The organism is Clostridium sp. HV4-5-A1G (genome assembly GCF_900184915.1).
In the GTDB taxonomy this organism is placed as follows: Bacteria; Bacillota; Clostridia; order Clostridiales; family Clostridiaceae; genus Clostridium_B; species Clostridium_B aromativorans.
In genome coordinates this window covers 1-24,048 of record NZ_FXYI02000019.1, presented here as the reverse complement: position 1 = coordinate 24,048, position 24,048 = coordinate 1, and the positions used below count along the sequence as shown (strand labels likewise).

Here is a 24,048-nt window from a genome sequence, read left to right as displayed (position 1 = left end):
AAGCAGTCATTAGATAGATACATCCCGTTTTTTAAATATTGCAAAGCTGGCACCAAATAAAACAATTATATATATCAGCAATACAGATACCGAAAAGCCTATTGTCATTTCTTCCCGCGGCTGTAAATGAAAGATATACAAACTCATGTCGCTGTTTGCAAAGGGAAGAAATTTCAGCCATGCCAGCTTTGATGTGGCTTCAATCATTGAATTTCCTAAAATCATAAGCAGAAGAGAGCTGCCAACCGCTACTGCACTGCTTTTCAAAATGGTTGAGACAGCAAAGGAAATGGTCACATAGCTCATAATTGGGAAAATATCCAAACAATACATTTTTACACACTGCCTGAAAATATTTAATGATTCTATCTGTCCTTGTGAATTGATAAAAAGCTCTGCCGCTCCCAAAGTGCGTATTCCGCTTCCAAAGCCATATAAGATATCAATGGTTATATATGCTGCCCCTATGGTGAGTATCAGTGAAAATACAGCATATATGACAACTGCTGTGTATTTTGAAAATAGAATTGCACCCCGGCTGTGTGGGCGAATCAATAACAGCTTCATTGTTCCATCCGTATATTCTCTTGCAACAATGTTGGCAGCAATAATAATTGTAAAAATGACAACCCATTCAAACAATCCCGATGAGTGCAGTAACGTATACCAGAGGTTATTTTCTTGTGGGGCTATATTGTTCTTCAAACGGTACTCGGCAATTGCCACTTTATTTTTCGCCTCTGCCTGCAACTGTGGTGATAGATCTGCAACCTGTAAACGTCCATTATTTTTTTCTATAATTTGCTCCTGTCCTGTTCTCCAATTCCCTGCAGTTTCCTTATTTATTGCGATTTTTGCAAAGACTGAAAAACTGACGGCGACAATAATCAGTAAAAGGAAAAGGATTTTTGTCAATCGGCCGCTGAATATTTTCATTAACTCATTTTTCACTAAATTGATCATTTCTGTTCCTCCGTAATTTCCAAAAATTTGTCTTCCAGAGTTTCTTCTTTCATCTGAATAGTATAAATTTCAATTCCGCATTTCATTAAATGTTTGTTCACTGATGGAATTTCCTCTTTTGTCATCTGAATTATAATATGCCCGGCTGGACTGGAAGAAAGTACATTTTTCCGCATGGTGTGAAGTAAATTTTTTGTCTGTGCAATTTGTGAGGTACTTACAATAAGTTCCACCTGTATTGAACCGCCGGATTTGACAAAATCATCTATACGCTGAATAGTTACTAACTTTCCGTGCTGCAAAACACCCACTCTGTCACACATCAACTGCATTTCTGAGAGCAAATGGCTTGATACCAGAACTGCAGCACCTTCCTCATGAGCTATTTTCTTTAGATAGTTACGCAGCTCGTGGATTCCCTCCGGATCAAGTCCGTTTGTTGGTTCATCCAGTATCACGAGAGATGGACGGTGTAATAGTGCCTGTGCAAGCCCAAGCCTCTGACGCATACCAAGTGAATAAGTTCGTACTTTGTCCTGCATTTTGTCTTTGAGTCCGATAATTTCAGCCATTTCATAAATACGTTTTTTGCTGATGCCGGGTGACATTCTGGCATAGTGCTTTAAATTTTGATAACCCGTAAGATATCTATATAAATCTGGATTTTCAACAATACCGCCAACATTCTGAATTGCTTTTTTAAAGTCGGTTGTAATGCTGTGTCCTTTAATAAAAATATCTCCTTCGGTTATTTTTATCAGTCCCGTAATCATACGGATAGTGGTAGTTTTGCCTGCTCCATTGGGCCCTAGAAATCCGAATATTTCTCCGGCTGGAATTGTAAACGACAGGTCATGAATAATTTCCTTTTTGCCGATTTTTTTTGATACGTGTTTTAATTTCACAACTGTTTTTTTATTCATATATATAACTGTCCTTTCTGTGCCAAATTCAAAATACCTTATCTGTATTTTAATAAGATTATAAAAAGCGAAAGTAAATGGACGGTAAACAGACAGTAAATGAAAGTTAAATTCTCAAGGATCATTGATAATGGAGGGCCGTCCATCAGCAGCCATATGGGTATCTTGGTACATGATATTAATTTATAAAGAAAGTATTAACTATGATAAAATTTTATTACAGGAATTTATAATGTAAATTGTAAGGAGGAAAAGAATGAGGGGAAGGCTTCTGATAGTTGAAGATGAAGAATCTATTGCAGCTATAGTAAAGGAACATCTTGAGATGGAAGGAAATAACACAGTTACTGTGCATGTGAAGGCATTAAGGGAAAAGCTCCATGACAGTGTAAAAAAACCCGTGTTTATCCAAACGGTGTGGGGAATAGGGTACAGGTTCCTGGGTGAAAAAAATGAGACTTAAAAAATGGCTTATATTATCCCATTTAGCTGTAGTCATCACTCCTATAGTTTCAGCACTTTTGCTGTATATGTTAATTTTAACCTACAATAAAAAGGTTCAGTTTACAGAATATATGAATGCAGTGGCCAAATTCAAATATTATGAAGAAAAACTGGGCAATTATAAAATCTATACTGAGGCGGATATGGAAAACAAGGATACTGCTGTGGATTATCAGGATAAAGACGACGTTAAAATCAATTTATACAATGGAAGTGGACAGGCGATTCATGCCCCCGGTGAGAATTCAGACTATACAAAGAGCAGGGAGGAAATCTATTCACATCTCTATGAAATAGTTACAAAATATAATTTGTACAGTTTGAAGAAACCTGTATTTTATAGAGGTGAATTAGTTGGATTTTACGAGATAATAATATATCGTGGAGATTTCATAAAACAGATAAATATAAGAACTATTATCATTGCAGGGATGTTTGCAGTCATAATCCTTCTGGTTTTCTTGACAGTTATAATTCTTTTAAATAGAAAGTTTAACAGGCCCATAAAGTTGTTGATAGAGGGAATGAACGATTTTGCTGAAGGTGGTAAAAAATCAGTGAAATACAAGAGCAGAGATGAAATAGGAGAACTTATAAAAAATTTCAACAGCATGAAAAAAGATATAGAGAAAAAACAGGAAATAATAGATTTCCAGCGTAAGACAAAACAATATATGATATCGGCAGTTTCGCATGATCTAAAGACTCCTCTTACATCAATAAGGGCATATGCCGAGTCAATTTACAATGAAAGAGATCTTGATATGCCAAAAATAAAGAGCAGGTCTTCAATTATATTGAATAAAAGTGATTACATGAAAAGGATGATAGACGATCTCATGCTGTATACTGTACTTACATCCGATTATAAAGTGAATTTTGTAGAAGTATGGGGAAATGAGTTCTTTGAAATGCTGTTTTCAGGTTATGAGCAAAATTGTGAAAATCGCAATATAAAACTTGAAGTAGATATAGATGCCGACTACACCATAAAGGTGGATGTAAAACAGATGACCAGGGTAATTGATAATCTGATGGCAAATGCATTGGAATATACTCCCCCAAATGGCCGTATATGGCTTGGCGCATTTTCATTGGGAAAAGGGCTTCCTCCCTGGATAAAAAAAGATTTTCAAAAGGATATTATAAGCTGGAGGGAAAAAGGATGTATTGTAGTTGTCAAAAATGACGGCAGGGGAATTCCGGAAGATGAACGAAAAAAAATATTTATGCCCTTCTATCAAGTGGACAAGGCAAGAAATAAAACTTCACAGAATGAAGTCGGCTTGGGACTGAGTATTGTAAAGTTGGTTATAAAAAAGCATTGTGGTGAAATAAAGCTATTTTCAGATGAAAATAGCACGGCATTTGTATGCTGGTTTCCTATATATAGTAAAGGAGAGGATTGAGATGTCAATTAAAAAAATATTTATAATACCTGTTATAGGAATATTGTCTATAACTGGCTTATTTGGAGGATGCAATCTGGATAAGAAGACCATTATTCCGGAGGATGTGATAAAAAAGGCCGTCAGTGCCAGTGAAAAACCCAAGTCCTATTATGGTGAATATAAAATGAAGATTTATGAAAACAATAAAATAAAAGAGACTGTATCTGCCAGAGAATGGATTGATAATTCCAACGATGTGGTGAAAAGGCGTATAGAATTAAAGGACAATTCATCTGGAACGACCATATCAACAAATGATGGTAAAAATATTATAGTATATATAAAAGAACAAAAGCAGGCTATGACTATGAGTCTTGAAAGCCCCGCGGCAAACGGTGCAGATGATGTACTGGGAGGAAACTACAAAAATCAATTGTTGAAACAACTGGCAGGTATGAGTAAAACCCATAATATTACTTTTCAGGGCGAAGAGAATGTGCTAGATAGGAAGGCCTATCATATCAAGGCGGAGCCAAAACAAAAGGATACTATTCTGGGTACTTTGGACTACTGGGTGGATGAAGAGAGCTGGATCGTTTCAAAAGCTGTAACTGCTTCAAAAAACAGTAAAACAGAGATACAGTATTCAAAGCTTGATTTTTCACCTAAGCTGGACAGCAGTTTATTCTCCCAGAAGCTTCCTGATAATATAAAAGTTGAAAATATGAATAATCAAATCAAAAATTCAGAAAATGTTATAACCCTCGATGAGGCAGTAAAGCTTGTTGGGAAACCCATACTTTATCTTCCGGAAGGAGGAGCATATAAACTTAAAGATGTTAAATCTTTGCATTATGATAAATCAGAAGGAGTAAATGAAATAAATCAGAGCTATGAAAAAGATGGTGCCGTAGCATTTGTGCTCACTGCAGTAAATCCCAAAGATACCGGAGAAAAATCGGATGATGCAAAACTACCTGGCGAAAAGGAAATGCAGGTACGGGGTAAAAAGGGAAGTGTAATGGATGATACTATAAAAACTGTAAGCTGGAGTGAAGATGGATTCAACTACAATATTTTACTTCAGGATCCAAAGATGTCTTTGGATGATGCGGTTAAAATAGCTGACAGTCTTCTGCTGAAAAAATAATATATAAGGAGTTATCTTAGATGGCAAATCAAGTTCTGAAAAGGATAACTCCTTATCATTTTTATCTCTCCTTCCAATTTAATAATAATGATGAGTTTAAAATAACCAATACTGATCCAGCATTATGTACAAGTGCACCTACTACTGGACCTAATACTCCTAGTATAGCTAAAGCAACAGCAATAAAATTCAATGTCATGGAGAATGTTAAATTCAATTTGATGGTTTTTGTTACTTTTTTAGCTAGATTTAGCAAGTGAGGTATACATTTTATATCATCTCTAATAAGTGCAATATCAGCGGCATCAATTGCAATATCACTACCAATTCCACCCATAGCTATTCCAACATAGGCTTTTTTTAGAGCTAGAGCGTCATTGACACCGTCGCCAACCATACATACAGGTTCGTTTTTAAGTTGGTATTTTTCTATTGCAGATATTTTATCTTCCGGCAGGCAATTAGAACACACGTCATTTATTCCAACAAGTTTTGCAATATGGTACGCTGCCTGGCGATTATCTCCTGTAAGTAAAATACTTTTTACTTCATTTCTTTCAATATCTTTAATCATGTCAACGGCATCTTCTCTAAGAGTATCAGAAAGTGCTATAAAGCCTGATGCATTACCATTAATTGAAATATACATAATTGTGCAGCCCACATCTTTATATCTAAAAGCCTTTTCCTCCATTTGTTCTGGTATTGAAATGCTGTTGTCTATCATCATTTCAATATTTCCGGCAAGAATTGAATGGTTGTTTATTTTAGCTTGTACACCTCTTCCGGCAATTACCTTAAATTCATCGGGAGCATTAATTGAAACATTGGAAATATTTTTTACATGTTCAATTATTGCCCTGCCGAGAGGATGCTCTGAACGAATTTCTGCTGATGCCGTCAATTGTAATAATTTTTCCTTGGATATGCTTGGATTAAAACTTTCGACTGTTGTAACGGATAGTTGACCATATGTAAGTGTACCTGTCTTGTCGAAAGATATTCTTCGTATGTTTGCCAGCCTTTCAAGGGCATCTCCCTCACGTATCAAGATACCGTATTTTGTTGCATTTCCTATGCCTGCCATTATAGCTGTGGGAGTTGCAAGAACTAATGCACATGGACAAAATACAACCAATATTGTTACAGAACGTATTATTTCACCTGTAGCAAACCAGGTAAGAATTGCTGCGCTCAAGGCACCTGCTACAATCCAGGTAGCCCATCTGTCTGCAATTCCAACTATTTTTGCTTTACTTGCATCTGCCGATTTTACAAGTTTTATCATTCTCTGCAGAGAGCTGTCTTCACCGAGTTTTGCAGCCTTCATATCAAAAGTTCCAAATTGGTTTAAAGTTCCACTAAATACCTGATCTCCAGTTTCTTTATCAACAGGAAGCGATTCTCCAGTCATTACCGACTGATCAATGGAAGTTTTGCCATTGGTGATTGTCCCGTCTACAGCTACAATTTCTCCTGCCAGGACTCTTATAATATCTCCTATCTGTACTTTATCTGCAGGAATTATTTGCTCTGTACCATTTCTTACAACTCTTGCAACCTGAGGGGTAAGATGTACAAGTTTTTCAATACCTGCACGAGCTTTGCTGACGGTTCTTTCCTCAAGGAATGCGCCTATAGTCATAATAAAGGCAACTTCTCCGGCAGCAAATATCTGATTGATTATAATGGAGGCAATCAATGCTATAGATACCAGTAAGTCAGCTTTGATATCAAATTTTGTGACAAGACCAACAATAGCTTCTTTTACAATTGGTATTCCACATAAGACAATTGAAGTCCATGCAGCATCCAGAGGCAAATTACCAATATTAAAGAAACTGATAACAAGTGATAGACCTGACAAAAACATAAATAGGATAGCACGTTTTTCTTCATCCCTAAGAAAATTTTTTACTTTTTCCATAAGCACTCCTTTATCCGAACGCTACCATTGCTAATACTCCCAACTTCTTAAAGTGGGAGATAAGCACTGCTATGCGCCTGGATAAGTTCTTCTAAGGTTCAGGTGGAGAAAAGTATTCCTTATTAGCAAACTCCACCTGAGCCTAAGAATCACTTAATTTTCATATTATACATATACCCCTATATGTATAATATAACCTGTTTATTTTTTTGTCAAATAAAAAAACTGTTTATTTTTATATAAACAGTCTGAAATATTTAAGACATTCGTGAAAAATGCTCCAATGCCTTTGCAAATTGAGCTATTGTTTTTTCTGCATCTCCATGCTGAATTCCATCTCTGACGCAGTGATTCAAATGGCCTTCCAAAACTATTTGACCTACTTTATGCATTGCGCTTTTAGCTGCATTGATCTGTATTAAAATATCTTCACAGGGAATATCTTCATCAATCATTTTATCAATAGCATTTATCTGTCCTATGATTTTTTTAATACGTCTATGTAAATTTTCGGAGTCCATACATTGTTTCATAATTTTCACCTTTTCTAATATGTAGTTTAACTTTATTATACAATATAGTAGATAAAAAATATATCAGGAATAAAGAAATTGCTTAAATTTATACAGTAGCATTAAATATTGCCTGGAGAAGTTCAAAATAGTAGGAGGAAGATGGTTATGAAATTGAAGAATACAAAACGAAATTTACAAGTTTTATTAGGAAGTACTAAAGTAAGTAATGTGCCTAAAATTGATGTACATGTTCATTATTTACCTAAAGCCTATAGGGAAGCCCTATTAAACAGCGGAGAAGAAAAACCTGATGGCTTCCCTACTCCAAAGTGGAATGTGGATAGACATCTAAAAGTGATGAAACATCTTGGAATTGCTACAACTATGCTGTCAATTTCCTCGCCACATGTTAATTTTGGAGATGATGAGGCTGCTAAAATATTAGCACGAAAGGTTAATGAAGATGGGGCAGAGGTTGTAAAGAAATATCCTGACAAATTTGGGTTACTTGCTTCTCTGTCGTTGCCTAATGTAAAAGGCAGCATAGAAGAAATTGAATATGCTTTAGATATTTTGCATGCAGATGGTTTTACATTACCAACGAATACCCAGGGTATTTATATGGGAAATCCTTGTTTAGATCCAATATTTGAAGAATTAAATAGGCGCAGGGCGGTAGTCGTCCTTCATCCCAATAAACCTAGTAGTGTTCCGAAAGGTGTTAATGAAGGATTGCCTGTGCCCGCAATGGAGTTCTTATTTGATACAACGCGTACTGTCATAAATATGATATTAAAGGGAACCTTAAAGCGCTATTCTCATATTAAATTTGTTGTTCCTCATGCCGGGGCTTTTTTGACGATCCTGGCAGACAGGCTTGATCCTTTTCTTGAGTATATTCCTGTAGAAAAAGAAAAGGTCAATATAGATGTATATGCTGCTCTAAAAGGGCTGTACTATGATGTTGCAGGGTTCTGTCTTCCAAGGCAGTTGGAAAATCTGCTTCAAATTGTTGATGTAAGTCATTTATTATATGGGAGTGATTATCCTTATACACCGGAATTTGGTTGCTTTGCATTAGCAGCTCTTCTTGAAAAGACGGAGTTGCTTACTGATAAACAACGCCGTGCCATTTACTATGGTAATGCATTGAAATTGTTTCCTAGATTAAATTCCAAAATTAAGTAGAATGGATAAGATGTTGTTTGGATTGTACTTTCCCTGAATTGAATTTCCAAAATAGAGAAGAAAGTCACCGGATGCCTATGCTATAATTATAGAAAAGGGGGCGACAAGGTAATGACATTAGAAGAAATGTGGAAAGCGGTATCCGAAAACGATGTATCCTATGACGGTATTTTTTTCTACGCAGTCAAGTCCACTGGAATTTATTGCCGACCATCCTGCAAATCAAAAAGTCCAAAGCGGGAAAATGTGTACTTTTTTGATACAGCAGGACAAGCAAGAGCTGCGGGCTTTCGTCCCTGCAAGCGCTGCAGGAGCGATCTATTAGATTATCACCCCATAAAAGAAATTGCAGAAAAGGCAAAGCGGCTGCTGGACGATTCTTTTCGCAAGAACTGCAAGCTGAATAGGGAACTGCGGCAGTTGTGCATATCCCAGCGCCGCATATCTGAAATCTTTAAGGATGAGTACGGCGTCACACTGGCTGAATATATGAGCAGACTTCGTTTGGAAAAAGCAAAACAGTTGCTTTCAGATACCAATGACGAGATTATCAATATTGCCTATTCTGTAGGTTTTGACCGACTATCATCTTTTTATCGTTTTTTCAAAAATGGTACGGGATTACCTCCCGCTGCATACAGGAAGGAGTGTCGTAAATGATAAGATATGCATTTTATGATTTCGAATTTGGAGTTTTAGAAATTGGATATACAGATACAGCAGTTGTTTTGTTGAAGCCAGTGGAAAAAATCAACGCCGACAACAAACCTTCGGTGCTTTCCGATCTGGCTTTTAAACAGGTATGCGAATATCTCAAGGGACAGCGTCAAACTTTCGATTTTCCATACGAACTCCATGGCACGGAGTTTCAGAAAAAAGTATGGGATGTTCTTTGTAGTATTCCATACGGAGAGACTCGCACGTACAAGGAAGTTGCAGAGGCGGTGGGAAATCCGAAAGCCAGCCGCGCGGTGGGTATGGCAAATAATAAAAATCCGCTGATGATAGTGATTCCGTGCCATCGGGTAGTCGGAACAAACGGAAATCTTCTTGGTTATGCAGGTGGTCTTGATATGAAAAAAGCTTTATTGGAGCTTGAACGGAAGGGAGATCAGTAAATGGATGGCATTCGAATTCCGAGCATTCAAATTTCCGGCATTGACATGAGAAAGTGCTACTTCAACCCCGGCTGTGCATTTAGCATGTACAAGCCCGAATCCGGGCAAAAAATACTGGGTATGCTGAAAAGATACTTTGGGTCAGTGCAATTACACAGCATTTGCTGCCACCATGATCCTAAATTACCTCATGGAGCTACTATCATCAATAACTGCGCAGGCTGTGATAGAAGATTTCGTTCCCTTTATAAAGGAATACAAACCATTTCTCTGTGGGAAGTGTTGGATAGCATAGAAAATCTGCTCCTGCCGGATCATACTGGGCTGACGGTTTCTGTACACGACTCGTGTTCATTTCGGTCCAAGCCTCAAGTACATGCGGCGGTCCGAAGCATTTTGCGGAAAATGAAGATAGAAACAATCGATTCCCCATACAGCGGAACGAAGTCCATATGCTGCGGCGATAATTTCTATCCTCGACTTCCAATCGAAAAAGTCACTGAACTGCAAAAGAAACGTGCCACCCAGATGCCCTGCCAAAATGTTGTGGTCTATTGTGTTTCCTGTATCAAATCCATGGTTATTGGAGGGAAAATACCACATCATATGGTAGATCTTGTTTTGAATGAAAAAACCGAACCGCAGGAAACGAGAATTGATGTATATCATGATGCGCTGAATCAGTATATTGAAAAGCACTAATTATAGTCGAGTATAATGGGAAATATAAATATCTTTCATGAATAACTGAGCACTTTTTTCTAGTCTGATTTTTATGTTATACTAAACAAATATGACAAACAGGAATTTATTTGCTAAGTGAACTAATCAGCTAATCTCAACAAGATTGTCCTCATTTAGAACTGAGGATGCTTTTTAAAACTGTTTCTCGTTCTAAATAAATTGTCATGTGGTATCTAACTGATTAACAATTTAACAAAGAGACTGTGGTTAGAGTCTTTCTTTAATCATCAAGGGGTAGGGAGTGATAGGATGAAACGGATTCTTGTGGTGGAAGACGATATTATGTTGAATTCAGGCTTGTGCTATAATCTTGAATTGGATAAATATAGGGCAGTTCCTGCACATAATGTGACTGAGACATTGGAAAAGATGAAGGGGAAAGTATATGATCTGGTTGTTCTGGATGTGAATCTTCCTGACGGCAGCGGATTTAATCTGTGCAAAAAAATCAGGGCGGTACAGGATGTCCCTATTGTGTTTTTAACTGCCCGTGATCTGGAAGAAGATGTGATGACGGGTTTTGAACTTGGTGCAGATGATTACATTACTAAACCCTTTAACATCAATATCTTTCGTAAAAAAGTGTCTGCTATTTTAAGAAGATCTGAAAAAAAGAAGGATAGAAATGTTTATAGCAGTGGAAAGCTCATCATAGATTTTGATAAGTTGAAGTCGACAATAGAAGGGAAGCCTCTTGTTCTCACACCAGGGGAGTACAAAATGCTTAAAATTTTTACAAGCAATCATGGCGTTCTTCTAACAAGACAGGTTTTACTTGAAAAATTATATGATAAGGATTCGAATTTTGTAGATGAACATGCCCTTACTGTCAGTGTCAATCGACTGCGTAATAAAATTGAAACAAAGGATAGGAAATATATTAAAACAGTTTATGGAATGGGCTATTTGTGGGATGATGATGGGAATGAAACATAATTTATCTACAAAAGGGCTTTATGTTGGCGTCGGAGTTTCTTTTACCATCACTGCAACTTGCTTTATTATAATTTTGTTTCTATATTCAAGAGATTGGATTATTTTAGGTACTGCAGTGGTATTTTCTCTTATATTTCTGGTTATTGTTATTTTGCTGCTTTTACTGCTTCGGAAGAAATTGCTTGCTTCTTTTGAGTCATTGGATTCTTATATTGACGATATGGTAAATGGCAGAGGAGATCTGTGGTTTAATGTGGAATCAGAAACTTTAATGGGAAAATTTATTTATAAACTCAAACGGCTGTATGAAATTATACAAAACAATAAAAATCGGATCAAAGAAGAAAAACAATCCATTCAGGGAATAATTTCTGATATTTCACATCAGGTAAAAACACCAGTGGCAAACTTAAAAATGTATAACTCCACCTTGCTGGAGCGTCAGCTTCCTATTGAAAAGCAGCGGGAATTTCATGTACTTATGGAAACGCAGATTGACAAACTGGATTTTTTGATGCAGTCAATGGTTAAGATGTCACGGTTGGAAACTGGCATTATCACTCTTTCTGTTCAGCCTGCTCCTGTATATGATACAATAGGGCTTGCTCTTGGAGGGATTGTCCTGCCGGCCGGGAAAAAGAATATCAAAATTACTGTAAAATGTAATCCCTCACTGTTAGTTCCCCACGACAAAAAATGGACATCAGAAGCTCTGTTCAACATCCTGGACAATGCAGTTAAATACACGCCCCCGGGCGGAAGAATATCCGTGAAGGTGGAGCAATGGGAAACGACAACCAAAATTGATATTGCTGATACGGGCAGAGGTATACCGGAGCAGCACCTTGCACAGATTTTCAAACGCTTTTACCGGGAAGATGAGGTGCATGATGTCAGCGGCGTCGGCATAGGCCTCTATCTATGCCGTGAAATCATTTCCAGACAGGACGGTTACATTCAGGTAAAGTCCAAAGTGGGCAAAGGTTCTATTTTCTCTGTATTCCTTCCGAATAAAAGGCAGTTCTGAGAGCTGTCTTTTTCCTTTCTCCAGTTAAAATGTCTCTAAACTGTGAGAATTGATTTTTAAATTGAAACAGTTAAGAGACATTTATCCTGTATTATTGTATGTGTTAACCAAGGACAGGAGGTTTTTTTATGAGTATATTGAAAGCAGAAGAGCTGAAAAAATATTACGGTACCGGGTCAAATATTGTCAAGGCACTGGACGGCGTCAGTTTGAGTGTGGAGCCGGGAGAATTTGTGGCCATTGTCGGTACTTCCGGCAGTGGCAAATCAACTCTGCTGCATATGCTGGGAGGGCTTGATAATCCTATTTCCGGCAGCGTGGAGGTAGATGGAAAGGAACTATCCAAAATGAACGACGATGAACTTACTATCTTTCGGCGCAGGAATATAGGATTTGTCTTTCAAAACTACAATCTTGTGCAAATTTTAAATGTGTATGAGAACATTGTTTTGCCAATTGAGCTGGATGGAGGAAAAGCGGACAGTGAGTTTATAAACAAGATCCTGAGGATGCTGGGATTGACAGAAAAATTGTACAATCTGCCCAACAACCTGTCCGGCGGCCAGCAGCAGCGGGTAGCCATTGGACGTGCCCTGGTCACAAAACCATCTATTATTCTTGCAGACGAGCCTACTGGAAATCTGGACAGCAAAACCAGCCAGGAGGTTCTTGGACTTCTTAAAATGACAGGCCAACAGTTTCACCAGACCATTGTGATGATTACCCACAACAATGAAATTGCCCAGCTGGCAGACAGGATTGTGCGCATTGAAGACGGCCGGATTGTGGCGTAAGGAGGTGAAAATATGTTTCAAAACAATAACGGTGCTGTGATAAAACACCTTGCCAGAAATGATATGATTGCAAACCGCCGGCGCAATATAATGACCATTGTAACCATTGCCCTGGCTGCAGCATTAATGATGGCTATTGCACTTATTCCGGAGGAAATTCAGCAGAAGCAGAAAAGGGATGAGGAAGGAACAGCTCAGGCGGTTTTTATGAATGTATCTGAAAATACAATATGCAATCTGAAAAATACTTCGGATGTCGAATGGGTTGGGCAGCAGTATTCAGTGGGTTCCATGAAACAGAAAAGTGCTGATATAGTGTTGGCTTATTGTGATAAGTCTGTGCTAAAGGCCTCTAAAATGAACTTAAAGGGAAGTATGCCTCAAAAGTCGGATGAAATTTTGGTCGAATCATCTTTTCTTTCCCATATGGGCAGTAGGGCAAAACCAGGAGACAGGCTTTTGTTGGATCTTGGCGGCGGAAAAAAGGAATATAAGATTTCAGGACTGCTTCAGCAGCAGCTGGGTGACAGTGGAAAATATGCAATAGTTGTATCCAGGGCGTTTGTGGAAGGGCAGAAGGAAGCCGACAAGCTTTTATTCAATGCATATATAGGAATAAAAAATGCAGATTCCCTGACGGAAACGGAGCTCAAGCAAAAAATTTATACATTGGCAAACAAATTCCATATTACACAGGGCAATGTGTCAATTCTCAGCAGTCATTATCGCTTGATGAAAGATAATATAACATCAAATGTACTTGGTTATATTGCAATAGCTGTAATAGTACTTTTTGGTGCTGGAATTGTCATCTACAGTATCTTCTATATTGCAGTAGCTGGAAAACTCAGAGAATACGGACAGCTTAGAACAATTGGGACAACCAAAAAGCAAATAAAAAAGATGGTCCGCAAGGAGGGGAAGTATCTGTCTGCTGTTGGCATTCCCATAGGGTTGATTGCAGGTGGATTAGTTGGATATTTTATGATTCCAAAGGGCTGGAATCCGATTGGCACTTTATTTACAGCTGTAATTGTAGGATTTATAGGAACTTTATTTGTACAGATTTCTATCAGTACTCCTGCCAGAAAGGCTGCCAATGTTTCCCCCATGGAAGCAGTGCGTTATTCAGCTTATCAGAGTCAGACAAGGGAGAAAAAAAGTAAAAAACTTCATCGGAAAATCACACCCTTTCGGCTTGCAGGCATGAATTTTATGCGCAGTCGGAAAAAGTCCATATTGACTCTGCTTTCACTTGGCTTTTCCGGAATCCTGCTTGTCTGTGCCACATCGGTATTTGGCTCCTATGCACCTGAAGTTGAGGCAAAGCGTGATTTTCCCTATGGGGAGTACAGTATTTCCATAGAAGGTGATAAGGATACTTTTTCAGATAGCCGGATCCAGATGAACAATCCTCTTAACCAGGGGCTTAAAGATAAAATACTGGCTGTGAATGGTGTCAAGGATATCAAAGAATGGACCGGCATCCGGCTCAAATACGTCATGCCGAATCGCTCTGACAGTACTGGAAGCATTGCAGGTTTTTCAAAAAGTGAGGTCAACTTGATGAAGAATTATGTGACAGCGGGCACGCTTGATTATGAATCTCTTGTAGACAAAGCTGGAGTTGTTCTTTGTCATCCGGAAGTTTTTAAGGAATTCTATGGCTGGAGTCCCCAAATAGGAGACAAAATCAAAATTATTATTTTAAACAGTCAGGGGAAGAAAGTACAAAAAACCTTGACTGTAAAGACCTTTATTTCAGATAATTACCGCTGGGGTGGTTATAATTTTTGGGTGCCCGTTGATTCAATGGACTTCATTACGGGTATGAACTGTAATGATAGCTTGGAAATTGTGACCGAAAAGCAGGAAGCAGAGAAGGTGGGAGAGAGTCTTCAAAAAATTGTTGATACAAACCCCAACCTGAAACTCAACAGTCTCAAGGAACAGATAAGGTATTACAGTACGGTAAATCGTCCTGTATATGTTATGTTTTATGTACTGATTTCATTTATTGCTTTATTTGGAATTATTAATCTGCTCAACACAGTGGTGACAAATCTGATTACACGCAAAAAGGAAATTGAAATTCTGCAGGCGGTGGGTTTGAGCAGCAGACAGCTAAGCCGTATGCTGCAAATAGAAGGATTTCTCTATACGGCAGGGGCTGTGGCGGTTACATTGACACTGGGAACTGGTCTGGGATATGTTGTATGCATGATTGTAAAGAATTTAGGCATGGCTGTACACTACCGTTTTCCGGTACTTCCGGTTTGTATTTTCACAGCGGTTTTACTTTTTATCCAGCTTATTATTTCAAATTTTACAGTACGAAATTTAAAAAATCAGCCGCTGATAGAAAGAATTGAACAAGGCTAATAATAGGGCATTATGGTTAAATGTAAGGTATACACAAAAAAAGCACAGAGGCTGCCGTTCCCTGTGCTCTTCTTTTTTGATCCATGCAGCTAACGAGATGTAAATTTGCTGTATTTCATTTTAAAAATTTTGATCGTCTAGGTCCTGTGCATTCATCTTTTTCAATTCATTTTTTATTTTTTCATTTTTCCTTTTTTTAAATCGTTTCCTGCCATCTGACCAATCCCATAAGAGTAAGATAAACAGTATGCTAAAGGGTATTATGGATTGAAGGCTTAGTTTTGGTGTGCGAAAGAAAAAACACCATAGGAACAATATAAATACGAATAGTGGAATAATTCCACCAAGTTGCCAACGGCTTGATTCACTTAGAAAATACTGGAATATTAAAACCAGTGCTGAAATAACAAAACCTAAAAAGATTGTCATTTTATTTTTCAATAATTAATTTTGCAGTTTCCAGCTCAATTTTGGAATCTACTGCTAATTTTTTAATAAAAGTAATAAAAGGTCTATCCTGTTTATTACTATTTAGTTTGATTTTTTGTATTAGCTTATCTAATCGAAGACGAACAGTAGGATATGAGACATCGTATATTTTTGCAATTTCTTTTAGAGAACCAGAGTTCAATCGGAATAAGCATTATATTTTAATGAATTGCGTTGGAGAGTATTTATGATTTTCACTCGTTTTCAATTCTGCAAGCTGCTGCAAAAGAAAAATTGACAGCTGATTCAAAAAGTAGTACCATATTAATATAGTACGAATAACGTATTATATTAATATGGTACTACTAGGAGGAATTCATATGCCGGACAATAAAAATGTTTTTAAAGAAAATTCCAGGAAGAATTTTGATAAACAGGCAGAGCACTATGATCAGAGTTCTGATGGAAGATTTGTAAGCAAAATGTATGATAAAGTTGTGGAGATGTTAAATGGATTTCAAGGTGGAATTTTGCTGGAGGCAGGCTGTGGAACAGGAAATATACTGTCACGGTTATATAAATATAAGAAATTTCAGCTGTGCGGACTTGATATTTCAGATAAGATGATTCAGGTGGCCAGAAGAGACCTTCCCCAGGATGTTTTATTGAAAGTGGGGGATGCGGAATTTATACCCTGGCCGGAGGATTATTTTGATATAGTATTGTGTAATGCTTCATTTCATCATTATCCCAACCCTGAGAAAGTGCTTCTGGAGATGAAGAGGGTGCTGAAACCAGCTGGGAAACTGGTCATAGGAGATCCCACTGCTCCTCCTTTAATAAGGCAGGTATTGAATTTTATGCTGCATATATGTAATAATGGAGATTATAGAATATATTCTCCAAAAGAGATGAAAAAACTTTTGAAGACATGTGGGTTCAAACCTTTTAAATTTAGAAAGATAAATTATAAAAGTTTTGTCATAAGTGCATCTGCTTGAAATAATTGCGGGGTGATTGTTTGAATAAAAAATATGAGGAGCAGGTTGAAGAACTGAGCAGAATATGGCATTCCATGATAATGGAGCCTAATTATAAAAGTGTGGAATCTCAATTTTCAAGAATACATGGATTGAGCACTGTTGAAATAGGAGTTCTGAGAATTATCTCTGAAAAAGAGGACGTCATTATAAAGGATATAGTTGATATTTTAAAAATACCTAAAAGTACTCTCACAAGTGTGATAAACAGACTTGAAAAACGAAAGCTGATCAAAAGAACCATAAGCAGCAGGGATAAGCGTTCCTATAAATTAGTGCTTACCCAGGAGGGAATATTGGCACAAGAAGAGCATATTGAATTTGAAAAAAAATTTTATGCCAGAATAATGGAATGTCTGGATACTTGTGAGGAGAGGGAGGAGCTGTTGAAACTTATGAAAAAAATAACGTATAACCTTAGAAGAAAAGGAATATTTCAATAAAATCAAACAATTATAGTTAAATTTGCATTTTTAAGAGCCTCTCTGAGAATGGACTCCATTTCTTCAGGGCTTTTTTTAGCACCTTCCTTTATCCATTTTAAAAGTACATTCCAAAGTCCTCCCGAACTGAAATACAAGGCATATTCCAGGTGTTCCCTGTTTTTGAACAGGTGAAGGTGTCCTTTAAAATGATTGTATATGAGAGGCAGGTATTCATTGAATTTCTGGAGCATAAGGTACAGTAGATCACTTTTATCCAGTGCCAGTAAAAAATCCAGATGATCCTTCCAGAATTTGAAATATATATGGATAATGTTTTTGTAGGACAGATTTTGTTCACCGCTGAAGTATGAAATATATTCCCTGCATATATATTCCATTTTCAGTGACAGCACTTCATCCTTTGAATTGAAATTACGGTAGAATGTCCTTCTGGAAAGGAGTGCCTTGTCCGATATCTCCTTGATAGTTATTTTATTGTAGGGTTTATTCTTCATGATTTCCAAAAGTGCATCTGTGAGCCATTTTTTGGATTTTTCCGCCATGGGGTTTTTCTTTTTAAAGGCCATAATTCACTCTCCCGATATGTCACAAATCAGCTGCAAATGTAGCACTTGAGCCGTTTTTATTGACATGACAATTTTAAATTATTATACTCTAGATTAGAACAAGACACAAGTGTGACACATAGAGAGGAGAAGATTTATGTATGATATAAAAGCAATTGTCTGGATGCTGCCTGTATTGTTTATGATTCATGATTTTGAAGAAATTGTAATGGCTGAAGTCTGGAGCAGAAGATTTAAAAAAGAATTGAAGGAAAATACTTCTATAATGAAAAAGAAACCCTTCGGTTTGAATGGTACAAACTATTGGAGTACTTCGGCAATGTCAATTGCAGTGGAAATCGAATTTGTAATTCTTTCACTTGTTTCCCTGTTGTCCTGCATATTCAGCAGTTATTTCATCTGGTATGGATTTCTATTTGCCTTTACACTGCACTTTATTTTGGCACATTTTTATCTGTGTATTGAATTCAAGCACTATGTTCCCGGAGTCATCACCTCCATCCTGTTTTTGCCTGTATGCATTTATATCATGTATATCTCCCAGCTGTTTTTAAAATATAATTTTGCAAAAATATTTTTTTCATGTACTCTTGGAATTATATTGATGATTGCTGTACTTGTCATACTGCATGATGCCATAGGGAAATTCAGCAGATTGCTGATAGGATATTCTTTATAGTATGAGCTTATTCTTGTATGATCAAATCCATCACATCACGCCGCATGCTTTGAGGAACTTCTTTTGAAGGTTTACCTAAACGAAAGAGCATCTGAATAGTTTTTCCATTTGAGGTATAATTCTGATGAATGCTATTATAGAGCTTTTCCATTTCAGGATATTCCTCTAGAGTTTGACTTAAGGGCTGCATGGCCAATCCCATCTGATGGGCTGTCAATATTAATTTACTGTAAAGCATCCCGCTTTTAACTTGGCTGGAACGGCTGTTGTCTCTTGTGATAATCATGGCATAAGCAGGGGTATTTTCTGCTGATGTACGGGTAGACTGAATAAACCTGTCGGATGAAGCCCTTCCGCTGTTCATTGATGGGAAAACTGTAACCAGTCCCTGCATGAGATGCATCATGATTCCTGACGTACCCTGTCCTTCAATAGAAAAACCATAACGATAGTTATTTTTTTCATATTCGTTGGAACGAAAGATATTTTCTGATTCCATCATAAACCGATTCGTTATAAGCACCTTCCGGGAATAAGTCTATTGTGGTTTGGTATCCCAATTTACCTCCAGCTATCTTCAAATATTCAAGGAAAGCTCCCTGTGTGACCATCATTTGACGTGCATTGGGATCTACCTCAGGTGTTAAGCGTTTGCTGTCGGCATATAAATAAAATATCATGGGGTCATTCTTATCAAGTTTTATTTTCCATGGCTGCATGTTATGACCATTTGAAGACAACAGACCGTGGGACATAAGGCGTATCCTTGGATCGTCAAATTTTTGTGAATAAGTTTTTTGCCATGGTTCTAAATATTTTGGCTGTTCAAAAATACCGCTTATAAGAAGTAAAGATGTAAAAGCAATAATAAATAGTGCTCCAATGCATAAAAATATTATGATCATTTTCTTAGGTACCTTTCTCCTATTCATTTATGGTTCTCCTCATTTACAAATTGTATTGACCTGATAATAAGTTGAAAAGCTGATGATATCAATTCTTCTGGTGTGATTCCGTGATAATTCTCAATATAGTTTTTCTTTCTGTTGGCTGTATTATACACTCCAAGCATACAAGCCCATAAAACAAGGGCTGTTTTTTCAATATCTATATCACTGCGTATGGAATTTTCGGCAATGCCCTTTTTTAGGGCTTTAGTAAGGTATCCCAATATTTCCTCTCCAAGAGCATAGCATTCTTCTTTTGATTTATCTGGAACTCCTTTTTGAAAATCCATTTCTCCGTTTTCATATTCCATAATTGCTTTAAAATATTCTGTATAATTTTTACTAAACTGATACATTGTCAGAGACATCTGCTTAATTTCCTCAATTGCATTAAAATTTTTTTCTTGTAAATCATTTTTCAACATATTAATTAATAACCTGTATCCCCTTATCATGACTTCAAAATAAATTTGCTCTTTACTATTGAAATATACATATACTGTTCTTTTGCTGAACTCAGCTTCTTTTGCCACATCATCCATAGTGGTATTGTCATATCCCCTTGTAAAAAAACTTTTTCTGCGCATTTTTTTAATGGCACGAAATACTATTAAGTGTATAATGTTTTGTATACTACAGAATAATAAGGGGGCAAATTACATGTATTATTTTAGCTTGTTTGAAAATGACCAACCAGTTTCTCATCTTTAAACTGAGATGAGGATTAATAGTTAAATCAACATACCTCGTCTTGGATGCTGTTTTATATGAAATAAAAAAGACGGAGGTTATTGTGAGTAATGAGAAAAAGATTAATTGGTTCCATATGCCTGTTTCTGGCTGCTTCTATATGGGGAGGAATGTACGTAGTCAGCAAATACATACTGCAGTTTGTTTCACCTGTCACATTGGTATGGATTAGGTATGTCATTGCATTTGCAGTATTGTTTATAGTACTTACATTCTTTCAACATAAAAGAGGTTTCAAGGTAACTATAAAAAAGAAGGATTGGTTCCTTATAGCGTGGATAGGGTTTATAGGGTATTTTATTTCTATATGCCTTCAATTTATAGGGACAAAGTTATCCAATGCCCATATGGGCTCGCTTATTACAGCATCGACACCTGTATTTGTGATTTTGTTTGCCAGATTTATTCTGGGTGAACTGTTTACCAGAAAAAAAGTCATCTCACTTATGCTGGCTACGGCAGGTGTTGTTATAGTTATAGGATTAGATGCTGAGGCTTTAAAAGATACTTTAGGCAATATAGCTCTTGTTGGGGCTGCAGTTACCTGGGCACTGCTGTCTGTTTACGTAAAGGTTGCGTCCAAGCATTTGAATTCCTTGAGTATAACTACTTATGCCATACTCTTTGCACTGATGTTTACCACGCCGTTTATGATGCTGCAGCATAACAATTTTTTGCTGATTTTAGGAAACTGGAAGACTATATGGGGATTGATATATCTTGGAGTTGTGTCTACAGCTGGTGCATTTTTTTTGTGGAATAAAGGAATTGAACTTGTAGATGCAGGAATTGGTTCTTTATTTCTGTTTTTTCAACCTGTTACGGGTTCGATTTTGGGATGGATTTACCTTGGAGAAAAGCTTTCACCAAGCTTTTTTATAGGTGGAATGTTTATAATCATTGCAGTGATTGTAGCTGTTAAAGAAGATTACTAGACATGATAAAGGGTACTATTACACAGCCTTTTCCTGTAATAGTACCCTTGTTACTATATTATAGATTTGCGACCAGTTAAAAACTCTTTTTATATTTTCTTTCAACGGGAATCGGTTATAATTTGTATCTACAAGCAGCACCTTGAAACCATTTTTTGATAGTTCAACAGCATTTTCAAAACTATCTTCTATAAATAGATCGCAATTTAAGTTTTTGGCTGTATCCACTTTATGATAAGTTCCCAGAACATAAATTCCATCATATGGTACTTTATTTCTGTTTAAATATTCACGTGTCAGGATTTCAAGACTTTTTTCCCTGGCGGTTACAAAATAGATATTGTTTGATTTTATAAGTTCCTGAATTATATCAACGGCGTCCTTGTTTATATCTTCTCTGTTATGAAGGGTGAATTTATTCTTATTGTAAAATTTAGTGTAATCTTCTCTGGATACTTTCAGGACTTTGTGGACTTCATACTGAGTAATCTCCTCCGAGGTTATATTTTTGTTGAAATATTTGTTGGCACTATCCAGCCAAAAATATGGATCAGTAATTGTTCCGTCAATATCAATGCATATATTCAATGCTTTCATAATTAATCACCTCTTTTGCAAATTTATAATTTTATATTAGTATATTATTATTAAGTGAGTATTAAAGCTGAGTTAAGTATGTATGTATTTATTTTCTATAGAGTAGAGATGAATACTTTATGGAATATAAAGTAAATAAATGGTATAATAAGTATATTGTGTAAATAAAACTGAAGCAAGGTGGGTGGTACTATGGGAATTAAGGGCAGAAAAAATTATGTGCTTTTTTATGTTTTTTTTATTTTGATAATGCTCGTTTTCGGAAAATATATAAAAATATTGAATGTAAATAACTCAATTAATATAACTACTACTCCCGTTTTTAATTCAATGCATAGACAGGATTCGGATAATAGATATACTCCCCTTAAAAAGTATTACATAATAATTGATCCTGGACATGGGGGAATGGATAAGGGTACGAGTTATGGAAATATGTATGAAAAAGATTTGACTTTAAAAATAGCAAGATATGCTGCGTCATATTTAAAAAGTAAGGGAAATGTGGTGTTTCTTACACGTAATGAGGACAAGCTATTAGGTCTTGACGAAATAGGTGATAAAGTAAATTCCTCCTATGCAGATGTATTTGTTTCGATACATGTGAATTCTTTAAGTGATAATAATTTCAGTGGTATAACTACGTTGTATTATGATATAAATGGATATCAGAAGAATGAAAGAGTAAAGTTAGCTGAATCGATAGAAAGAGAAGCTGTGAAAAACGATAGCTGGAAAAACAGAGGTATAAAAAGACAAAACCTGGCTGTGCTGAGATACAGTAAAATACCGGGAGTTCTTGTGGAATGTGGCTTCATAACCAATGCTGAAGATAGGGCAAGATTGTCAGATGAAGGTGTGTTAAAGAGGCTTGGAGAAAATATTTCAAAGGGAATAATTGATTATTTAAATGAAAATCATAAGAACTGATATTTCATTTTGGAGATTACGGAAAGATTGCTGTAGTATATAGTTGTACATGGAAAATTGAAAATATGAAAGTTATAAATTATATAGTGCATTTGGGAGTGCATTCTCTTTACTGTAACATTAATATGGAGTAATATATTTAATGGGACTTTTGAACTAGCAAGCCTGATTTAAAAACAGAAGATCATTATGAAATTTCATATCTATATATCTTATATTGTTAAGTAGAAAATTGGAGGAGGAAATAAAATTGAGTTTGAATATAGTTTTATTTGAACCTGAAATACCACAGAATACCGGCAATATTGCACGAACATGTGTACTTACGGGTTCCAGACTTCATCTTATAAAACCTCTTGGGTTTAGTTTAGATGAAAAGCATTTGAGAAGAGCGGGACTGGATTATTGGAAGTACCTGGATTTGAATTTATATGACTCTTATGAAGAACTTAGGGAAAAATATAAAAAAAATTCGTTTTATTTTTCTACTACCCATGGTAAAAATTTTTATCATCATGCTAAATTTAAAGATGAAGATTTTATAGTATTTGGAAGGGAGAGCTGTGGGCTGCCTGATGAAATAAGGAATAGCGATCCTGAAAGATGCATTAGAGTTCCTATGATAAAAACTAGTACCCGCTCTTTAAATTTGTCCAATACTGTGGCCATAGTTGCCTACGAGGCATTAAAGCAATTGAGCTTTCCAAATATGAAGTAAGGTGGAACTTGTATTAAAGGTGGAAAATATAAAAATAATTACAGACAGCAGAGTGGATCTACCTGAAAATACAATAAAAAGTACGATTCATCTAAAATGAGTGTGTACATATCAATCTGCATGTATTGGAAAAGAAATAACTGAAAGGCTTTTTATGATATAAAAAAAGATTAAATGTATAGTGTATCCATAAAATATTAAATTGCTGTGCCATTTATAAACGCCTCGCAAAATGGTTTAGGGCTCCTATAAAATAAGAGCTCTTTCTTTTTTGTCATCAAAAATTCGGCAAAAATAATGTTCCATATTGTTATTTTTGGTTCTTTATATAGATCAAAGAAAAATTAATAGGCCTTTATTTTCAGAAATACTCTCATTCGATATAAAAGGTTTTTTGTATTATAGTATTTTAGTACTAAATTCTGTTTTTATATTTATCGATAAAAAAG

At 36.3% G+C, this 24,048-nt stretch carries 26 protein-coding genes and 1 pseudogene; 17 read left to right on the top strand and 10 right to left on the bottom strand.

Features of this window, described 5'->3' with window-relative positions; all coding sequences use genetic code 11:
* Positions 1-9: 9 nt before the first annotated feature.
* Entirely contained in the window at positions 10-963 is a 954-nt protein-coding gene (locus J5G60_RS03885) for an ABC transporter permease subunit (protein WP_106009948.1), read from the bottom strand.
* Positions 960-1,886, bottom strand: a complete 927-nt coding sequence (locus J5G60_RS03880; protein ID WP_150356252.1) for an ABC transporter ATP-binding protein — start codon at positions 1,884-1,886, stop codon at positions 960-962. Before J5G60_RS03880 ends, J5G60_RS03885 begins: the two co-directional genes overlap by 4 nt.
* A gap of 256 nt (positions 1,887-2,142) precedes the next feature.
* On the opposite strand from J5G60_RS03880, the gene J5G60_RS18820 reads away from it, so the two are divergent.
* Genes J5G60_RS18820 through J5G60_RS03865 form a run of 3 tightly spaced genes read left to right on the top strand, consistent with a single transcriptional unit; the run spans position 2,143 to position 4,931 of the window.
* Positions 2,143-2,349 carry a DNA-binding response regulator gene (locus tag J5G60_RS18820; RefSeq protein WP_150356251.1) on the top strand — a complete coding sequence of 69 codons (207 nt, stop codon included), beginning with the start codon at positions 2,143-2,145 and terminating at the stop codon, positions 2,347-2,349.
* Positions 2,339-3,799, top strand: coding sequence for a sensor histidine kinase (locus J5G60_RS03870; protein WP_150356250.1), 1,461 nt, complete (start codon positions 2,339-2,341; stop codon positions 3,797-3,799). Before J5G60_RS18820 ends, J5G60_RS03870 begins: the two co-directional genes overlap by 11 nt.
* A 1-nt stretch (position 3,800) precedes the next feature.
* The gene (locus J5G60_RS03865) at positions 3,801-4,931 is read left to right on the top strand and encodes a LolA family protein (RefSeq protein WP_150356249.1); all 1,131 of its coding nucleotides are present in this window, start codon (positions 3,801-3,803) and stop codon (positions 4,929-4,931) included.
* 61 nt (positions 4,932-4,992) lie between these two features.
* Here the strand turns inward: J5G60_RS03865 and J5G60_RS03860 are convergent, their stop codons facing one another.
* Together J5G60_RS03860 and J5G60_RS03855 are read right to left on the bottom strand one after the other, a co-directional pair.
* Positions 4,993-6,858 (bottom strand): heavy metal translocating P-type ATPase, encoded by a 1,866-nt coding sequence (locus J5G60_RS03860; protein ID WP_150356248.1) that lies wholly within the window; start codon positions 6,856-6,858, stop codon positions 4,993-4,995.
* A 257-nt stretch (positions 6,859-7,115) separates the two neighbouring features.
* The gene (locus tag J5G60_RS03855) at positions 7,116-7,391 is read right to left on the bottom strand and encodes a metal-sensing transcriptional repressor (protein ID WP_106008655.1); all 276 of its coding nucleotides are present in this window, start codon (positions 7,389-7,391) and stop codon (positions 7,116-7,118) included.
* Positions 7,392-7,538: 147 nt separating this feature from the next.
* Between J5G60_RS03855 and J5G60_RS03850 the strand changes: the two genes are divergently transcribed.
* From J5G60_RS03850 to J5G60_RS03815, 8 genes are all read left to right on the top strand, one after another.
* Positions 7,539-8,561 carry an amidohydrolase family protein gene (locus J5G60_RS03850; RefSeq protein WP_150356247.1) on the top strand — a complete coding sequence of 341 codons (1,023 nt, stop codon included), beginning with the start codon at positions 7,539-7,541 and terminating at the stop codon, positions 8,559-8,561.
* A 111-nt stretch (positions 8,562-8,672) separates the two neighbouring features.
* Positions 8,673-9,221 (top strand): bifunctional transcriptional activator/DNA repair enzyme AdaA, encoded by a 549-nt coding sequence (locus tag J5G60_RS03845; RefSeq protein WP_150356246.1) that lies wholly within the window; start codon positions 8,673-8,675, stop codon positions 9,219-9,221.
* Positions 9,218-9,679, top strand: a complete 462-nt coding sequence (locus J5G60_RS03840) for a methylated-DNA--[protein]-cysteine S-methyltransferase (protein WP_150356245.1) — start codon at positions 9,218-9,220, stop codon at positions 9,677-9,679. The genes J5G60_RS03845 and J5G60_RS03840 overlap by 4 nt, the downstream gene beginning before the upstream one ends.
* 405 nt (positions 9,680-10,084) lie before the next feature.
* Entirely contained in the window at positions 10,085-10,381 is a 297-nt protein-coding gene (locus J5G60_RS18815) for a hypothetical protein (RefSeq protein ID WP_236035109.1), read from the top strand.
* Between the two features lie 291 nt (positions 10,382-10,672).
* Positions 10,673-11,359: a response regulator transcription factor gene (locus J5G60_RS03830; protein WP_150356243.1), complete on the top strand. Its 687-nt coding sequence runs from the start codon at positions 10,673-10,675 to the stop codon at positions 11,357-11,359.
* A complete protein-coding gene (locus tag J5G60_RS03825; protein WP_328707000.1) occupies positions 11,349-12,386 on the top strand; it encodes a sensor histidine kinase in 1,038 nt (345 codons plus the stop codon). Before J5G60_RS03830 ends, J5G60_RS03825 begins: the two co-directional genes overlap by 11 nt.
* 128 nt (positions 12,387-12,514) lie before the next feature.
* Positions 12,515-13,180, top strand: coding sequence for an ABC transporter ATP-binding protein (locus J5G60_RS03820; protein ID WP_150356241.1), 666 nt, complete (start codon positions 12,515-12,517; stop codon positions 13,178-13,180).
* Between the two features lie 12 nt (positions 13,181-13,192).
* Positions 13,193-15,562, top strand: coding sequence for an ABC transporter permease (locus tag J5G60_RS03815; RefSeq protein ID WP_150356240.1), 2,370 nt, complete (start codon positions 13,193-13,195; stop codon positions 15,560-15,562).
* Between the two features lie 430 nt (positions 15,563-15,992).
* Here the strand turns inward: J5G60_RS03815 and J5G60_RS03810 are convergent.
* Positions 15,993-16,199 (bottom strand): annotated as a pseudogene (locus tag J5G60_RS03810) (DUF2089 family protein); the annotation flags it as partial.
* Positions 16,200-16,371: 172 nt separating this feature from the next.
* On the opposite strand from J5G60_RS03810, the gene J5G60_RS03805 reads away from it, so the two are divergent.
* Positions 16,372-16,992, top strand: a complete 621-nt coding sequence (locus J5G60_RS03805; RefSeq protein ID WP_150356239.1) for a class I SAM-dependent methyltransferase — start codon at positions 16,372-16,374, stop codon at positions 16,990-16,992.
* 20 nt (positions 16,993-17,012) lie between these two features.
* Positions 17,013-17,474 (top strand): MarR family winged helix-turn-helix transcriptional regulator, encoded by a 462-nt coding sequence (locus J5G60_RS03800; protein WP_150356238.1) that lies wholly within the window; start codon positions 17,013-17,015, stop codon positions 17,472-17,474.
* A gap of 2 nt (positions 17,475-17,476) precedes the next feature.
* Here the strand turns inward: J5G60_RS03800 and J5G60_RS03795 are convergent, their stop codons facing one another.
* Positions 17,477-18,043, bottom strand: coding sequence for a TetR/AcrR family transcriptional regulator (locus tag J5G60_RS03795; RefSeq protein ID WP_150356237.1), 567 nt, complete (start codon positions 18,041-18,043; stop codon positions 17,477-17,479).
* A gap of 136 nt (positions 18,044-18,179) precedes the next feature.
* Between J5G60_RS03795 and J5G60_RS03790 the strand changes: the two genes are divergently transcribed.
* Positions 18,180-18,722, top strand: coding sequence for an HXXEE domain-containing protein (locus J5G60_RS03790; protein WP_150356236.1), 543 nt, complete (start codon positions 18,180-18,182; stop codon positions 18,720-18,722).
* Between the two features lie 7 nt (positions 18,723-18,729).
* Here the strand turns inward: J5G60_RS03790 and J5G60_RS18810 are convergent, their stop codons facing one another.
* From J5G60_RS18810 to J5G60_RS03780, 3 genes are read right to left on the bottom strand one after another with little or no spacing between them, the layout of a single operon-like run.
* A complete protein-coding gene (locus tag J5G60_RS18810; RefSeq protein ID WP_236035107.1) occupies positions 18,730-19,245 on the bottom strand; it encodes a hypothetical protein in 516 nt (171 codons plus the stop codon).
* Positions 19,184-19,654 carry a hypothetical protein gene (locus J5G60_RS18805; protein ID WP_229981996.1) on the bottom strand — a complete coding sequence of 157 codons (471 nt, stop codon included), beginning with the start codon at positions 19,652-19,654 and terminating at the stop codon, positions 19,184-19,186. The genes J5G60_RS18810 and J5G60_RS18805 overlap by 62 nt, the downstream gene beginning before the upstream one ends.
* The gene (locus J5G60_RS03780) at positions 19,651-20,256 is read right to left on the bottom strand and encodes a TetR/AcrR family transcriptional regulator (protein WP_150356235.1); all 606 of its coding nucleotides are present in this window, start codon (positions 20,254-20,256) and stop codon (positions 19,651-19,653) included. Before J5G60_RS03780 ends, J5G60_RS18805 begins: the two co-directional genes overlap by 4 nt.
* A 213-nt stretch (positions 20,257-20,469) precedes the next feature.
* Here J5G60_RS03780 and J5G60_RS03775 point away from each other — a divergent pair, with 213 nt between their 5' ends.
* Entirely contained in the window at positions 20,470-21,354 is an 885-nt protein-coding gene (locus tag J5G60_RS03775; protein WP_150356234.1) for a DMT family transporter, read from the top strand.
* 18 nt (positions 21,355-21,372) lie between these two features.
* Here the strand turns inward: J5G60_RS03775 and J5G60_RS03770 are convergent, their stop codons facing one another.
* On the bottom strand, positions 21,373-21,951 hold the full coding sequence (locus tag J5G60_RS03770) for a 5' nucleotidase, NT5C type (RefSeq protein WP_150356233.1): 579 nt from the start codon (positions 21,949-21,951) through the stop codon (positions 21,373-21,375).
* Positions 21,952-22,143: 192 nt separating this feature from the next.
* On the opposite strand from J5G60_RS03770, the gene J5G60_RS03765 reads away from it, so the two are divergent.
* Both J5G60_RS03765 and J5G60_RS03760 read left to right on the top strand, forming a co-directional pair.
* Entirely contained in the window at positions 22,144-22,881 is a 738-nt protein-coding gene (locus J5G60_RS03765; RefSeq protein ID WP_150356232.1) for an N-acetylmuramoyl-L-alanine amidase family protein, read from the top strand.
* A gap of 250 nt (positions 22,882-23,131) precedes the next feature.
* The gene (locus tag J5G60_RS03760; RefSeq protein WP_150356231.1) at positions 23,132-23,599 is read left to right on the top strand and encodes a tRNA (cytidine(34)-2'-O)-methyltransferase; all 468 of its coding nucleotides are present in this window, start codon (positions 23,132-23,134) and stop codon (positions 23,597-23,599) included.
* Positions 23,600-24,048 lie beyond the last annotated feature (449 nt).